This window comes from Sphingopyxis selenitireducens (assembly GCF_051550705.1).
In the GTDB taxonomy this organism is placed as follows: domain Bacteria; phylum Pseudomonadota; class Alphaproteobacteria; order Sphingomonadales; family Sphingomonadaceae; genus Sphingopyxis.
Genome location: NZ_JBPULG010000005.1, coordinates 268,275 through 282,683, shown reverse-complemented (window position 1 = coordinate 282,683; position 14,409 = coordinate 268,275). Strand labels below are relative to the sequence as shown.

10 protein-coding genes are annotated in these 14,409 nt (G+C 63.8%); 5 read left to right on the top strand and 5 right to left on the bottom strand.

What is annotated here, in order from left to right; all coding sequences use genetic code 11:
• Window positions 1-105: 105 nt before the first annotated feature.
• The 3 genes from ACSYDV_RS17365 to ACSYDV_RS17355 form a co-directional block, all read right to left on the bottom strand.
• Entirely contained in the window at window positions 106-2,499 is a 2,394-nt protein-coding gene (locus ACSYDV_RS17365; protein WP_438325080.1) for a TonB-dependent receptor, read from the bottom strand.
• Between the two features lie 130 nt (window positions 2,500-2,629).
• Window positions 2,630-3,346 carry an SDR family NAD(P)-dependent oxidoreductase gene (locus tag ACSYDV_RS17360; protein WP_438325079.1) on the bottom strand — a complete coding sequence of 239 codons (717 nt, stop codon included), beginning with the start codon at window positions 3,344-3,346 and terminating at the stop codon, window positions 2,630-2,632.
• Window positions 3,343-4,092 carry a glucose 1-dehydrogenase gene (locus tag ACSYDV_RS17355; protein WP_438325078.1) on the bottom strand — a complete coding sequence of 250 codons (750 nt, stop codon included), beginning with the start codon at window positions 4,090-4,092 and terminating at the stop codon, window positions 3,343-3,345. Before ACSYDV_RS17355 ends, ACSYDV_RS17360 begins: the two co-directional genes overlap by 4 nt.
• Before the next feature lie 121 nt (window positions 4,093-4,213).
• Between ACSYDV_RS17355 and ACSYDV_RS17350 the strand changes: the two genes are divergently transcribed.
• The gene (locus ACSYDV_RS17350) at window positions 4,214-5,851 is read left to right on the top strand and encodes a GMC family oxidoreductase (protein WP_438325077.1); all 1,638 of its coding nucleotides are present in this window, start codon (window positions 4,214-4,216) and stop codon (window positions 5,849-5,851) included.
• 20 nt (window positions 5,852-5,871) lie between these two features.
• Here the strand turns inward: ACSYDV_RS17350 and ACSYDV_RS17345 are convergent, their stop codons facing one another.
• Window positions 5,872-6,633 carry a ThuA domain-containing protein gene (locus ACSYDV_RS17345; RefSeq protein ID WP_438325076.1) on the bottom strand — a complete coding sequence of 254 codons (762 nt, stop codon included), beginning with the start codon at window positions 6,631-6,633 and terminating at the stop codon, window positions 5,872-5,874.
• Window positions 6,634-6,773: 140 nt separating this feature from the next.
• On the opposite strand from ACSYDV_RS17345, the gene ACSYDV_RS17340 reads away from it, so the two are divergent.
• Window positions 6,774-7,556, top strand: coding sequence for an SDR family NAD(P)-dependent oxidoreductase (locus ACSYDV_RS17340; protein ID WP_438325075.1), 783 nt, complete (start codon window positions 6,774-6,776; stop codon window positions 7,554-7,556).
• Window positions 7,557-7,562: 6 nt separating this feature from the next.
• On the opposite strand, the gene ACSYDV_RS17335 is transcribed toward ACSYDV_RS17340, so the two are convergent.
• Complete coding sequence (locus ACSYDV_RS17335; RefSeq protein WP_438325074.1) at window positions 7,563-8,669, bottom strand: NADH:flavin oxidoreductase/NADH oxidase; 1,107 nt, start codon at window positions 8,667-8,669, stop codon at window positions 7,563-7,565.
• 510 nt (window positions 8,670-9,179) lie between these two features.
• Between ACSYDV_RS17335 and ACSYDV_RS17330 the strand changes: the two genes are divergently transcribed.
• The 3 genes from ACSYDV_RS17330 to ACSYDV_RS17320 are packed head-to-tail and all read left to right on the top strand — an operon-like array spanning window position 9,180 to window position 14,405.
• The gene (locus ACSYDV_RS17330) at window positions 9,180-11,381 is read left to right on the top strand and encodes a TonB-dependent receptor (RefSeq protein ID WP_438325073.1); all 2,202 of its coding nucleotides are present in this window, start codon (window positions 9,180-9,182) and stop codon (window positions 11,379-11,381) included.
• 59 nt (window positions 11,382-11,440) lie between these two features.
• Window positions 11,441-12,772, top strand: coding sequence for a spinster family MFS transporter (locus ACSYDV_RS17325; RefSeq protein ID WP_438325072.1), 1,332 nt, complete (start codon window positions 11,441-11,443; stop codon window positions 12,770-12,772).
• Entirely contained in the window at window positions 12,759-14,405 is a 1,647-nt protein-coding gene (locus ACSYDV_RS17320; RefSeq protein ID WP_438325071.1) for a carboxylesterase/lipase family protein, read from the top strand. Before ACSYDV_RS17325 ends, ACSYDV_RS17320 begins: the two co-directional genes overlap by 14 nt.
• Window positions 14,406-14,409: the final 4 nt, after the last annotated feature.

The window sequence follows — 14,409 nt, the reverse complement described above, 5'->3', positions numbered from 1 at the left end:
GATCCTCTTTATCGTCTGGTGCATCAAACAAGGGGCGGTGCATTGCGCCGCCCCTTGCTCCCCCCATTAAGATCTCACCGCGCCACTTGCGGGGCCGTCCGGTCGTTAGAAACGGAAGCCGAGTTCGACCCCGTAGGTGCGCGGAGCCTGTGCCGCCCCGAAGGTAAAGAGACCCGCGACCGGAAGGGTCGATGACAGCCCCTTGTGATTGGTCAGGTTGCGGCCGAACAGCGACAGGCTGACTTCGCGGCCGTCGCCCAGGAAGTGGGTGTAGCCGATCTGCGCCGACAGATTTTCGCGATCCTCGGTGAAGCAACGATTGTCGTTGGTCACCGCGCCGGGGGTGATCGGCTTGTTCGGCGCGATGCAGGTCACATATTTGCTTTGATAGCGCAGCAGCGTCGACGCATCGAAACGTCCCGAGCCGGTTTCCTTGCTATAGTTTAGCCCGGCCGACCATGCATATTTGGGCGCGCGGCGCAGCGTCAGCGTCGACACATCGTCGGCGATGCCATCCTGCGGGCTGCCCGGGGTCAGGCCGACGACGTCGTTGAAGAAATTCTTGTACTTTGCGTCGGTGTAGCTGAACGATGCGTTGAGGCTGAACTCCGGCGACATCTGGGCGATGAGTTCTGCCTCAAAGCCTTTGATGTCCGCCGACGAGGCGTTGCGGACCACAGTTTCCTGCGGGCTCGACGATCCCGGGGGCGAGGGTTGCACGACCTCTTCCTGCTTGTTGTCATATTTGGTGTAGTAAAAGGCGATGTTGGTGCGCAGCGTGCGGTCGAGCCAGTCGGCCTTCAGGCCCGCTTCATAGGCATCGACCGTTTCGGGCTGATAGGGGCCGAGCGAGGTGGGCGACGCCGCGCGGCCGTTGAAGCCGCCCGAACGGAAACCGCGCGAGAAAGACACATAAGCGAGCTTGCCCGGTTCGAACGTATATTCGGCATTGGCGCGCCAGGTGAATTTGTTGAAGCTGTCCTCGCCCGTGCAATTGTTTGCCGCAGTATAGACCGGCAGCACGACGCCGGGTGCCGGGCTGAAGGTGCCGGTTGCCGCGACGCAGGATTTGCCGTCGAAGGTCGGCAGGGTCAGGCCGACCAGCGCGCCGATGCGGCCATAATTGTTGAAGATTTCCTTCTTGTCCTTGGTGTAGCGGGCGCCGACCGAAATCTTGAACTGCTCCGAAAGGCGGATCTGCGCATCGGCAAAGCCCGCGTAGGACGTCGCGTCATGATCGACATATTGCCGCAAAACGGCCGTCGATCCGCCGCCCAGCACAGTGCCGAAGTTGGTGAACTGATCGAGCGTGTAGCCGCTGTCGAAATAATAGCCGCCGACGAGCAGGTTCACCGCGTCGCCAAATTCGGCCAGCAGGCGCAGCTCCTGGCTGAACTGATGATATTTCTGTTCGCGGCGCGTCTCGAAGAAGTTCGCCGAGCTCCCGTCGAAATCCTGCGTCACCGACTCCTTGTTCTTGATGTAGCCGGTCACCGACGACAGGGTGATCGTATCGCTGAGGTTGATGTCGATATTCCCGGTGATGCTGTCGACATCGTTGCGGACCGGCGCGTCGATATTGCTGAACGTCGTATACAGGCCGCGGTGCGGTAGCGCCGAGCGGTTGCACTCGACCAGCGGCGAAAAGCCCGGTGCGCCCGGCGCGGCGCAAACGACGTCGCGGCTGGTTTCGGACAGCGCCGCGGCAATCGTCTCGCCGCGTTCGCGCGAGTGCTGATAGGTGACCTGCGCGGTGATGGTGTCGGTCGGGGTGATGAGGGCGGTAACGCCGCCGGTCAGCGTTTCATATTTGCCCTCGCGGCGGTCCTTGGTGACGTTGTAATAATAGCCGTCGGTCTTGTCGTAATAGCCGAACGCCTTCAATGCGATGAATCCGCCGAGGGTGCCGGTGTTGACGACCAGGCGGCCGCGCTTGGTGTCGAAGCGGCTGTATCCGAACTGGCCGCGCACCCCGAAATCTTCGGTCGGTTTGGTGCGGGTGACGTTGATGACGCCGCCGATGGTGTTGCGGCCGAACAGCGTACCCTGGGGACCGCGCAGCACTTCGAGGCGTTCGAGGTCGAAGCTGTCGAGCAGCTGGCCGGTGTTGGTGCCGATGAACACGCCGTCGACGACGACGCCGACTGCGGGGTCAAAGCTCTTTTCGATATCCTCGAAGCTGATGCCGCGGATCGAGATGGCGGCGGCGCTGGGGCCGGCGCCGACCGAGTCGACCACAAGGCTGGGAACGCGGCCGGCAATATCGCGGATGTCGTCGATCGTCGCCGATTCCAGAGCGGTCTGGTCGAGCGCGGTGACGGCTATCGGGATCGACTGGACGCTCTCCGACCGCTTTTGGGCCGTGACGACGATTTCGCGGATTGCACCCTGATTGCTCTCGGCGGGTGCATCCTGCGCCAGCGCCGGGGCGGCGATCGCGAGTGCGACAATCGAGACTGTGGCATAGGCGGCGGGCAGCATTCGGGCATGCGTGGACATCGGATTTCCTCCCTCTCGTGCCGGCGCATAGGCTCGCCGGTCACGTTAGAGGGGAAGGTCCGCTTTATGCCGTGAATGAACAATCATCAAAAATATCAGGCACGGCGTAACGGCGGGCATCACCCTGAATCTACTGGCGTTGTGTCGCTCCGCCATCGACGAAAATTCCGTGGCCCGACATGAATCGGGCGTCGTCGGAGGCCAGAAAGGCAGCGACGTCGGCAATGTCTTCGGGCTGGCCAAGTCGGCCGAGCGCCGCCTTTTCGATCCAGCGCTGCCTGAATTCGGGCATGGCGGTGAAGGCGGGAGCGGTCATCGGGGTCTCGATCGCGCCGGGCTGGATGCAGTTCGCGGTGATCCCGAAGGCGCCGACCTCCGCCGCCACCGATTTGGTCATGCCGAGCACGGCATGTTTCGACGCGCTATACGCCGTCATGCCGGCTTCGCCAAAGCTCGACATCACCGAACCGATCAGGATGATCCGGCCGTGCGGCGAGCGTTTGAGGAGAGGGAGGGCGTCGCGCATCAGGCGGAAGACCGCGGTGACATTGACCGCCATCATGGCATCGAAAAATTCGTCGCTATGCCCGTCGAGCGGCTGCATCCCGGTGATCCCGGCGCAGGCGACGAGGATGTCGAGGCCGCCGAGGCGCGCTTCGGCCTCCGCGACCATATGTGCGTTGATGCCGGGGTCGGTGACGTCGGCGATCATGTCGACATCCCCCGCACGGTCGACCGTGAGCACCCGCGCGCCATCGGCAGCCAAACGCCGCGCCGTCGCGAGGCCGATCCCCGACCCGGCACCGGTGACGAGCGCGGCGCGGCCGTCGAGGCGGCCCCTCGTCACAGTGAACTTCCGCCGTCGACGCGAAATTCGGCGCCGGTGGCAAAGGCCGATTCATCGGAGGCGAGATAGAGGATGATCGCCGAAATTTCCTCGGGCTTGCCGAGGCGGCCGACAGGGTGGGTGGCGACCCAGCTGTTATAGAGCGCCTGGCCGTCGTCGACCTGCGCCATCACCTTTTCGAGCATCCGGGTGTGGATCGCGCCCGGATGCACCGAATTGCAGCGGATGCCATACCCCTTGCTTGCATAGTGGAGCGCGACCGATTTGGTGAGATGCGTCACCGCGGCCTTCGCGGCGTTATAGGCGGCGAGGTCGCCATGCGCGCGCACTCCGCACATCGACGACATGTTGATCACCGATCCGCCATGGTCCTTCATCTTGGGAATGATGTGCTTACAGCCGAGGAAGACGCCGTCGACGTCGACCGAAAATTCGTGACGAAAGGCCTCGAGCGTCAGATCCTCGATCGACCCGTGGGTGGTGATGCCGGCATTGTTGACGAGGATGTCGATATGGTCGCACGTGCCGAGTGCGGCGAGCCAGTCTTCCTCTATCGACACGTCGAGTTTGACGAAGCGCTGACCAAGTTCGGCGGCGAGCGCTTCGCCTGCGGGGATGTCGATATCGGCGATCACGACGCTGGCGCCCTCGGCGACAAAACGGCGGACGATATCGAGCCCCAGTCCCGACGCGCCGCCGGTGACAAAGGCCGTCTTGCCGGCGATCCGTCCATGAACCTCTGCCATTCGATCCTCCCTCTGTTACCCGTCACTATCAGGCTGCGTGCGGGGCGATGGGACTATTTATTGCGCTAGGTGCGGGCGACCTACGGTCGGTTCCAAAACCAGTCCCCAAGGGAGAGGCACCATGGCGGAAAGCTGGGACTATATCATCGTCGGGGCCGGATCGGCGGGCTGTGTGCTTGCCGAGCAACTAAGCGCCGACCCACAGGTCCGCGTGCTGCTGCTGGAAGCGGGCGGCCGCAACGACAGCCGCTGGGTCGCGATCCCGAAGGGGGTGGCGAAGCTGGTCACCAATCCCGACCATATCTTTGCCTATGGCGTGTCGCAGCCGCGCGGAGATGGCGGTGCGCCGGGCGAGGTGTGGATTCGGGGCAAGGGGCTGGGCGGATCGTCGGCGATCAACGGCATGATCTGGAGCCGCGGCGAGCCAGCAGATTATGATGAATGGGAAAAGCTGGGCTGCACCGGCTGGAACGGCGGGGCGATGACCGACGCCTTTCGCAGCCTAGAGGATCATGGCCTTGGTGCCAGCGAAATGCGCGGCAGCGGGGGACCAGTTGGCGTCGCGCCCAAAATACACAGCTATCCGCTTGCCGAGACGATGGTGCAGGCGGGCACCGAAATGGGGCTGCGGCCGGTCGATGACCTCAATGCGGCGACGCACGACCGCGTCGGCTTTTATGCGCATAATGTCCGGCGCGGACGGCGCGAGAGTGCGGCGACGACCTTTCTCGCACGGGCGAGGAAGCGTCCGAACCTGCATATCGTCACGCATGCGATGGCCGAGCGGCTGGTCGTCGAAGGTGGCCGCGTCGTCGGCGTCGAAGCGAAAGTGGCGGGGCAGCCGCAGCGCTTCGATTGCGTCGGCGAGGTGATCGTGTGCGGCGGAACGATCGAAAGCCCGTTGCTGCTTCAGCGTTCAGGCATTGGTCCGGCCGATATATTGCGTGCTGCCGGAGTCGAACCAATCTTCGATTCGCCCGATGTCGGTGGGCGGATGCGCGAGCATCTGGGGTTCAGCATGCCGCACCGCCTGTCGCGCGACGTCGGCAGCAATCGCAGCTTTTATGGCGTGGGTCTGGTGCGCGCGATGGCGCAATATTGGCTGACGCGCGGCGGCATCATGGCGACGGGGCCGTTCGAGGTCGGCGCATTCCTGAACCTGACGAGCCGCGACGGCCGGCCCGATCTGCAGCTTTATCTGGGCGGCTACACATTCGCGCTGGGGGACGACAAGCATCCGGTGCCGCTGAGCAGCATCGACCGCAAGCCGGGGATGACGATCTATGGCCAGCTTCTCCGCCTGACGAGCGAGGGAAGCATTTTGATCGCGGGGCCGGGCAGCGACACGGCTCCCGATATCAAGCCGAACTGGCTGTCGACCCGCGACGACGAACGCACGGCGATCGCCGCCGTCCATGCGATGCGCCGCTATATGGCGCAGCCGGCGCTTGCCGATCTGGTCGAGCGCGAACTGCTCCCCGGCGCGGCGGTGCAGAGCGACGCCGAAATCCTGTCCGCCTTTCGCCGCCTTGCAACCTGCGGGCTGCACGGGGTTGGAACCTGCCGAATGGGCAGCGACAATCGCGCCGTCACCGACGCGCGGTTACGCGTCAATGGCGTCGATGGCCTTCGCGTTGTCGATTGTTCGGTGATGCCGTCGCCGGTGACGGGGAACACCAACGCCCCCGCGATGGCGCTGGCGCTCCGCGCGGCGGGGCTGATCCGGGAAGGCAGGCGCAACGTGCGCGCGGTGGCGTAAAAACATGACAGGCTTTGATTTCAGGCCTTCTCGCGATCCTTGAGCCAGCCGATCCCGCGGCGCAGCAGGTCGTAAAAGACCGGCAGGTCCCACGCGCAGCGATCGACGGCCGGCCACCAGTCCATCATCGGTTGCAGGTCATAATGGCCGCGGCAATGGCCGAGCGTCAGGTAAAGCACGGCGCCGGCGCCATGCTGTTTGATGTAGAAGACCGGATAGGTGCCGGGGGCATCATCCGCCTCGACAAAGCCGGTGCCCGGGCCGGTGCACTGGGTGTCGAGCAGGACATGCAGGTCGCCATGGGTTTCGAGATGATAAAGCTCGTCGGTCGTCTCGAACGGTTCGACCCCTTCGACCAGCGGGTGATCGGGATCGGCGACGCGCACTGTGTAAGGTTCGATCGCGGGATGGCTGATGAATTGCGACCCCAGCAAATCCATCATCAGCGGCGCCCAGCGCGGCGCGTCCCATACGCCGGTTTCGAGCAGCCGCAGGATCGAATTGGTGCCGTGGAGGGCATACCAGCGGCCGCCACGTTTCAGCCAGTCGCGCAGCGCTTCCTGCGCCGGCAGCGACGGGGTGACGTCGCAGGTGTAGGTGATCAATATGTCCGCCGCCTCGATGGCGGCGATATTATCGTAATTTTCGAAGACGCGTGTGCGGATCGCGGGGTCTTCGGACAGAAGTTTCAATAGTTCCAGCCGTGCGAAATCCATGTCGTGCCACACGCCGCCGCAAATCAGCACGCAATTGATGCGCGGCGGATGTTCGCTGTCGCTCATGTCCTGCAATCCTCTCTCCATGATCCCGGGGCATGATGCGCGGGCCGGGCGCGTGCGTCACCTTATTCTATTGATAGGTCCATCGAGCGACGCGAGGTGGCAAAGAGGCGTATAAAGAGACGGGCGAGAGGAGAGGCACGATGCAGCAACGACTGGGCGGCAAGGTCGCTTTGGTGACCGGCGGGACGAGCGGAATCGGGACGGCGGCGGTGCGGCGGCTGATCGAGGAGGGCGCCCGCGTCGTCTTCACCGGATCGAACGCCGATGCTGCGGCCGCCATCACCGCCGAAACCGGGGCGTCGTTTCGCGCCCACCGTGTCGAGGACGCCGCCGCCTGGCCTACGCTGATGGCCGATATCGCTGCGAATTTTGGCCGGCTCGACATCGCCTTTGCCAATGCCGGGACCGAGGCGGGCGATGCGAGCGTCGAGGATATGGATATCGATGCCTGGAACCATATCGTCGCGGTCAACCAGACCGGCGTGATGCTGACCACCCAGCATGCGATCCGTGCGATGGCGGCGAACCCCGATGGTGCCAAGGGATCGATTATCGTCAATTCGTCGATGAACGCGCACCGCGCGATGGGTAATTATGCCGCCTATTCGGTGACCAAGGCGGCGGTTGTCGCGCTCGTTAAATCGGCAGCGATCCATTGCGCGGGCAAAGGCTATCGGATCCGGGTCAACGCAATCCTGCCGGGGGTCGTCGAAACCGACATGATCCGCGGCGTCATCGACCGCGCCCCCGACCCGGTGGCGGCGCGCGCCGCGTTCGAGGGGATGGCGCCGATGAAGCGCATGGCGCAACTGGATGAAATCGGCGCGCTCGTCGCCTTCCTCGCGTCGGACGAAGCGGCGTTTATTTCGGGCAGCGATTATGTGATCGACGGCGCGACCACCGCCGGGATGATGGGGGTCTGATCCCGGTCATCCCGATCGCGGAGCGTAAAGTCCGCGATGCTCGCGCGGCTCGCTGCGTTCATATTGCGGGGGGACGGCGATAGTCGCGCCGAGCGCGGCGGCGGCGTGCCACGGCCAGCGCGGGTCATAAAGCGCCGCGCGGGCGATCGCGACCGCATCGGCGTCGCCCTGGGCGATGATGGCCTCGGCCTGAGCGGGATCGGTAATCAGGCCGACGGCGATGACCGGCATGGTCACGGCGTCCTTGATCTTGCGCGACAGCGGTACCTGATATCCCGGTGACAGCGCGATCTGTTGCGCGGGGTGCAAACCGCCGCTCGACACGTTGATCGCGGCGCACCCGCGCGCTTCGAGCGCCTGTGCAAAAACGACGGTTTCTTCGATCGACCAGCCGCCCTCGACCCAGTCGGTGCCCGATACGCGCACCGTCACGGGGCCCTGACGGCCGAACGCATCGCGGACGATATCGAAGATCTCCAGCGGGAGGCGCATCCGGTTTTCGAGGCTTCCGCCATAATCGTCGTGACGCCGGTTCGACAGCGGTGAGAGAAATTGGTGCAGCAGATAGCCATGCGCGGCGTGCAGCTGGATTGCGTCGATTCCCAGCCGCGCGGCGCGGGCGGCGGCATCGGAAAAGTCGGTGCGGATTTTGTCGAGCCCGCCGGAATCGAGGGCGGTGGGCGCATTGTCCGTGTCGAGAAAAGGAAGGGCCGACGGTGCAACGGTCTGCCACCCGTCGGGCGCATCGGGCGCAATCTGTCCTCCGCCGTCCCACGGTCGCGCGGTGCTTGCCTTACGCCCCGCGTGCGCGATCTGGATTGCCACCTTGATATCCGACCATTGCCGGATTGCCGACAGGACGCGCGCCATCGCTGCTTCGCTAGCATCGTCGTAGAGGCCGACGTCGGCGTAGCTGATGCGGCCTTCGGGCGAGACCGCAGTTGCCTCGATCGTCAGGACAGCGGCGCCCGAGACCGCGAGCTGTCCCAGATGCATCATGTGCCAGTCGGTCATGCATCCCGCCTCGGCGGAATATTGGCACATCGGGGCGATGATGATGCGATTGCCGAGGGACAATCCGCCGATTGCGAGCGGTTCGAACAATTTGGCCACGATGATCTCCCTCTGCGCGCCGGCATGAAAATTCTGCCCTGCCGGTGCTGCCAGGCCGGAAGGAGGGCGAGGGATATGGCCATAGTGCCAGCGGATGAATTGGCAAAACTGACAAAGCGACGATGTCCGTCGCAGCGCGCCGTCGCTGGCTCGCCGACATGCGTGTTCTTTCGCAACTGGTAAATCCGATCTTGGCACGCATCTCGTCCAGTCAGGCCATTTGGCCACTGCGCCGGCCCAAATTTCTCTCAGGTCTTGCTGGCTGTCACTCTCGCTATCTTGCGAGTCGATACAGGGATTGTCGCCCGATCCGAAAGTTCACTGTAATATTAATTATTAAAAATTTGGTCGGATTTTCCGAACAATATTGGATAAACGTTGGCTATTTTACTGAGGTTTTGTGGGAAAATAACTTATTCATTCACGTATTAATGACTGTTGACATCGGAAAAATTTGAGCCCAAATCCCGGGACGAGAGCGCCGTAGAGCGTTTGTCATTGGGAGAAGATATGATGAGGAAGCTGTTGCTTTCCGTGTCGGCCGCCGCCTTGCTCGGCCCCGCATCCGCCTTTGCGCAAAGCGCGCCCGCGCCGGTCGATGAAACGTCGAGCGCCGCCGACAGCGACATCGTCGTCACCGCCGAACGCCGCAACGTCAGTCTGCAAAGGACGAGCGTCGCTGCGACCGTGCTGACGGGCGACGATCTGGTCCGCAAAAGTGTCAACAGCGTCGAAGGGCTGCAGTTCGCATCGCCGTCGCTGACGGTCAACACGACGGGGCAGGGCAATGCCTTCAACATTCGGGGCATCGGCAAGACCGAACAGAATAGCGCGATCGGGGTCGGGGTGGTCACATATCGCGACGGCGTCGCGACGCTGCCCGGCTATTTCCAGAGCGAACCCTATTACGACATTGCGAGCGTCGAGGTGCTGCGCGGACCCCAAGGCACTTTCGCCGGAGGAAACGCGACCGGCGGGGCGGTGTTCATCACCCAGCAGAACGCGACCTTTGATCGCGTCGGCGGCTATTTCCTCGCCCAATATGGCAATTACGACCATATGAAGCTGCAGGGTGCGCTCAACATTCCCCACAGCGATACGCTTGCGATCCGGTTTGCCGGCAATATCGAGCGACGCGACACGTTTTACGACGTGTCGGGACCGTGGACGGGCAATCCCGGCGACCGCCGCGATTACAGCGGCCGTGTCAGCATTGCGTGGGAGCCGACGCCCGAACTCACCGTGCTGCTGAAGGGTGATTACAACAATATCGAATATGGCGGCCTGCCCGCGAGCCGCGCAACCGAAACGGGTGATCCGCTGAAGGTCGCCAATAATGCCGACCTTGGCGGCCGCGACGAATTTGGCCGCGTCGTGCTCAACGTGGCGTATAAATTTGAAAACGGCCTGACGCTGCGGTCGATCAGCGGGTTCCAGCGCGGGACGACGCAGATCGACTATGACAGCGACGGCACTGCGGCGGTCGGCACCGTCGCTGCCCCCGCGATCCAGTTCCGCGACAAGATCAGCGAGGAAATCTGGAGCCAGGAATTCAACATCATCTCGCCCGACACGGGCCCCTTCACATGGGTTCTCGGCGGCTATTATCAGCATGACAAGATCACGATTCCGGCCAATGGGGGCTATATCGTCGACCAGACGCCGAACTCGCTCTCGCCGCTGGTGTTCGACACGATATTGGAGGGCGTCAATCCGAAGACCGCGCTCGCGGCATTCGGTCAGGTCGGATACGAGTTGGCCGAAGGGCTGCAAGTGACGGCCGGCGCGCGCTGGTCGCGCACGACGTCGGCCAATGATGCGGTCGCCAAGGCGGTCATCCCGCCGCTCGGCACGGTGCTGACGCTCGAACAGGTCGACCGGACCGTCAACAAGAAGGTCAACGGCAAGATCGCGCTGAACTGGACGGTCGATCGCAACCATTTCCTCTATGCCTTCGTGGCGACGGGAACCAAGGCGGGCGGCCTCAACGGCCCCAATGTGCTGGGGCGTCAGCCGCTTGCGTTCGATCCGGAAGATGTCACCGATTTCGAACTGGGGTGGAAGGGGACCTTCTTCGACGGCCATCTGCGCACCCAGCTCGGCGGCTATTATAATATCTACAAGAATTTCCAGATCAGCATCGTCGATCCGGTCTCGCCCAGCATCTCGTCGATCTTCAATGTTCCCGGCAAGACCAAGCTTTATGGCGTTGAACTATCGGCACAGGGCAGCTTCGACCGGCTGTCCTTCGATCTGGCGGGGTCGGTCTCCAATTCGAAGCTCGGTCGCTTTTTCGCCGCCGACCCGCGGCTCGGCGGCGTCGCCGTGGTGTGCAATCCCGAAAATGGCCCGGTGACGGCGCGATGCCTCGATCTGACGGGCAATGAGCAGGCCTATGCGCCCAAGCTCACGCTGAGCGCCGGGGCGCAATATGCCATCCCGCTGGGCGGCGAGGCCACGCTGACCCCGCGCGTCGACTTCGCGCATATCGCGGCGAACTGGGGCGGTCTGTTCCAGAACCGGCTGTTCGGCGACCGGCTGGAGGCGCGCAATATTCTGAACGCGCAGCTGACGCTGGCGACCGGCGACTGGACCATCGCGGCCTATGGCACCAACCTCACCGACCAGCATTATGTCGCGGCTATCAACGGCACGCGCCGTCTGGCGGGGGCTCCGCGCCAATATGGTCTGCGCGTCGGCCGGACTTTCTGATCCTCCCTTGCGGGCATGGTCAGTCCCTCCATGCCCGCACCTTTTTGCGAAAGCGCGTGATGCCGACAGCTCCGTCCCGATCTGCATCGTCCCCGCCCCCATCTTCTCCGGGACAGCAGGGAGATCGCTACGCCTGGTTCGTCCTCGCTGCGCTCTGCTTCGTCTATATTCTCAACTTTCTCGACCGGCAGTTGCTGTCGATCCTCGCCAAGCCGATTCAGGATGATCTGGGGATCACCGACGGCCAACTCGGATTGCTCGGCGGGCTGTATTTCGCGATGTTCTATTGCGTCCTCGGCGTGCCCGTCGCCTGGCTTGCCGACCGGACCAACCGCGTGCGCGTGCTGTCGGTCGCCTGCGCGCTGTGGAGCGCCGCGACGATCGCCTGCGGCATGTCGACCACCTATGTCCAGCTCGCTGCGGCGCGGATGGGCGTCGGGATCGGCGAAGCGGGCGGAGTGCCGCCATCCTATTCGGTCATCTCCGACTATTTCCCCGCCGAGCGGCGCGGGCTGGCGCTTGGTCTGTTCAACCTCGGTCCGCCGCTCGGACAGGCGCTGGGGGTCGCGTTCGGCGCCAGGATTGCGGCCGCCTATGATTGGCGCCTCGCTTTCCTGCTGCTCGGCGCCCTTGGACTGATCGCCGCCGCGGGCGTGTGGGCATTTGTTCGCGAGCCGCGGCGCGGAGCAACCGATGCGGCGCGGTCGTCGGAACCCGTCGGCGAAACACCAACTTTTGGCGCGACGATGAAGATGTTCTTCTCGCGCGCCGACCTGACGCTCGTTTCGCTCGCGGCGGGTGCGACACAGTTCATCACCTATGCGACGCTGGGATTTACGACGCTTTTCCTGATGCGCGAAAAGGGGATGACGCTCGACCAGATCGCGATCTGGTATGCGCTGGTACTGGGCGTCGGCGTCAGCGCGGGCATCTATCTTTCGGGCCGCCTCGTCGACCGTTACGCGGCGCGCCATCCCGAAGCCTACGGACTGATCCCTGCGATCTCGCTGTTGCTCGCGGTTCCCTTTTTCATCGGTTTTGTCCATGCGCCTGCCTGGCCGCTTGCGATGCTTTTCCTGATTGGGCCGACCTTTCTCAACTATTTCTATCTGACGTCTGCGGTGACGCTGGTCCAGAATGCCGTCGCTGCGCGGCAGCGGACCCTGGCGGGTGCGGTGCTGCTGCTGATCATGAACCTGATCGGGCTGGGACTCGGGCCGACCTGGCTCGGCGCGGTCAGCGACTGGTTCAAACCGACCCATCCGGACAATTCGCTGCAACTCGCCTTCTACAGCCTCGTCCCCTTTTATCTCGTCGCGATCGCGCTTCACCTCGCGCTCGCGCGGGTTTTGAGGCGGAGCCACCGAAAGGAAGCCCATGACGCCGTTTAACTATTTCGCGCTCGCTCTCTCCGCCGCCGGGCTGCCGTTCGCCGCGCAGGCGCAGACCGTCACCGTCGCGCAAGGCAAGCTGGCCGGCGAGACGTTGACCGACGGAACGCGGGTGTTTCGAGGCATCCCCTATGCCGAGGCGCCCATCGGTGAGCTACGCTGGAAACCGCCGACAGCCGCCGACGGATGGAAGGGGACCCGCGACGCAACGAAATTCGGCCCGGCTTGCATGCAGGTCGAAGCGGCGCCCGGCACCGACAGCGTCTATGCCGAGCCGATTCCCGCGATGAGCGAGGATTGCCTGTCACTCAACGTCTGGACGCCGAAGGGCGCGAAGAAGGCGCCGGTGATGGTGTGGATTCACGGCGGCGGGCTTTATGGTGGTGCCGCGAGCAGCGCCTTCTACGACGCGCGTAACATCGCCGCGAAGGGCGAGGTGGTCGTCGTCTCGATCAACTATCGTCTGGGGCTGTTCGGTTTCCTCAGCCATCCGGGGCTCAGCGCCGAATCGCCGCACGGATCGTCGGGCAATTACGGGCTGCTCGACCAGATCGAGGCGTTGAAATGGGTGCAGGAAAATGCCGCTGCGTTCGGCGGCGACCCGGGCAATGTCACCATCTTCGGCGAATCCGCCGGGGCCCTCAGCGTCATGGACCTGATGGCGAGCCCACTGGCACGCGGCCTGTTTGCCAAGGCGATCGCACAGAGCGCCTATATGGTCACCAACCCCGAACTCAAGACGGCGAGCTATGGCGTGCCGTCGGGTGAGCAGATCGGGACGATCGCTGCGGCGATGCTGAAAGCGCCCGACGTTGCGGCGCTGCGCGCGATCGATGCGAAGACGCTGACCGCTGCGGCCCCGAAAATCGGCTTTTTCCCGCAGCCGGTGATCGACGGATGGGTGCTGGAAAAGCAGGTCGTCGAGAGTTTCGACGCCGGCGAACAGGCAAGGGTGCCGCTGATCGCGGGGTTTAACGCCGGCGAGATCCGCACGCTTCGCCGGCTGGCACCGCCGATCCCGGCTGACGCCGCGACTTATGAAAAGGCGATCCGCGCCAATTACGGCGACCTCGCGGACAATTTCCTGAAGCTCTATCCATCGACAGACGTCGAGGAGAGCGTTCTCGCCGCGACACGCGACGGCATCTATGGCTGGACGGCGCAGCGCATGGCCGAGAAGCAGACTGCGGCTGGCGCGCCCGCCTTCCTCTACTATTGGGACCATAGTTATCCCGCCGCCGACGCGCTGAAGATCCCGGCGTTTCACGCGATGGAAATTCCCTATATCTTCGGTCAGGTCGGCGCCGATGCTGCCCTGCCCAAATCGTGGCCGCGCGCGCCGGTGAATGGCACCGAAGCCGCGCTGTCCGACGCTCTGCTCGCCTATTGGACCAGCTTTGCGAAGAGTGGTCAGCCGTCGGCGAGGGGGGCCGCGACATGGCCCGCCTATGGCGCGGATCATGCCTATGTCGCGTTTCGCGGTCGGCCGGTGGCCGCGACCGACGTCCTGCCGGGAAGCTATGCAATGCACGAAGACGTCGTCTGCCGCCGCCGCGCCGCCAACCAGATGTGGATGGCGAATATCGGCGTCGCCGCCGGCACAGTCCCCGATGCCCCATGCTCCACGAAATGAAATG